This is a genomic window from Leptospira ainazelensis (assembly GCF_016918785.1).
GTDB classification, from domain to species: domain Bacteria; phylum Spirochaetota; class Leptospiria; order Leptospirales; family Leptospiraceae; genus Leptospira; species Leptospira ainazelensis.
In genome coordinates, this window is the sequence record NZ_JAFFPT010000005.1 from 1 (window position 1) to 927 (window position 927).

Sequence of the window (927 nt, forward strand, 5' to 3'; positions counted from 1 at the left end):
CAAAGCAATGTGCCGGAGGCCGGAGTGAGCGCGAGCGGGAACCGTGAGTCGCGAACGAAGTGAGAAGCCGAAGTTAGGCGCCGTCATCAATTCTTAATAGCAATAAGACGACCTAACAAGAAAATAAATCCGCCGAGATTCTTAGCTAAATCCATATAACGCTTTCGATAGATCCAGAATAGACACCAATAGTAAACATTCTTAATTATCCCACATCGATATACAGGTGAAGTATACATGCTGAAATCTATCAAAAATTTGAATGAATCAATGATTTGCGGTTCCTTTATATCGCACGGAAATTTATAAACTTTCTTAATATAATAAATACTTTTTCCTGGTTCAAACTCATTTTCCGCTAATCCTAACATGCTGGTAGAAAGTTTCGATTTTGTTGGAAAAAATACTAAAGCAATTGAACCATTTGGCATTTGCGAAAACGTCAAACTCGCGTTATGCTCAACTTCAGTTTCCCATTTTTGACCACTCTTTTTACCAGTGACAACATCATATTTTGTTTCTTCATAGGAAATGCCAATACTAGCATTACCTAGCGAAACATTTATAGTATTAAAATTTGCAGTTCGAACCTCCTGCTTCTCAACTCCCTTTGCAGTAAACTTTAAGTCCACAATATTTGAACTTTCTTGCATAATGAATGGATATGGAGACTTTTTTTGTTCATAATTCTTATGAAACTCCTCCACAACAACGTTTACTCGATCAACAAGATCATGCCATTGCCTTCGAGCATTGGACACTTCACCCCAAAACCTTTTGTATTCCTTCTCTGTTTTCTTAATTATCTTTTCAATATTATTCATTGTAAATTCCAAATCGATGATGGCGCCTAACGAAAGAAGCTTGCCGACGTCGCGTCCCCGAGCGCCTGCGCGCGAAAGGGTCGCGAACTTCTCTTACTGAAAA

1 protein-coding gene is annotated in these 927 nt (G+C 38.5%); it reads right to left on the reverse strand.

Features of this window, described 5'->3' with window-relative positions; translation table 11 throughout:
- Positions 1 to 86: 86 nt before the first annotated feature.
- A complete protein-coding gene (locus JWG44_RS01085) occupies positions 87 to 824 on the reverse strand; it encodes a hypothetical protein (RefSeq protein ID WP_205273125.1) in 738 nt (245 codons plus the stop codon).
- Between the last annotated feature and the right edge of the window lie 103 nt (positions 825 to 927).

Excerpts from the sequence above, each read along its gene's own strand:
- JWG44_RS01085 (WP_205273125.1), bottom strand. The coding sequence starts at position 824 with ATGAATAATATTGAAAAGATAATTAAGAAAACAGAGAAGGAATACAAA.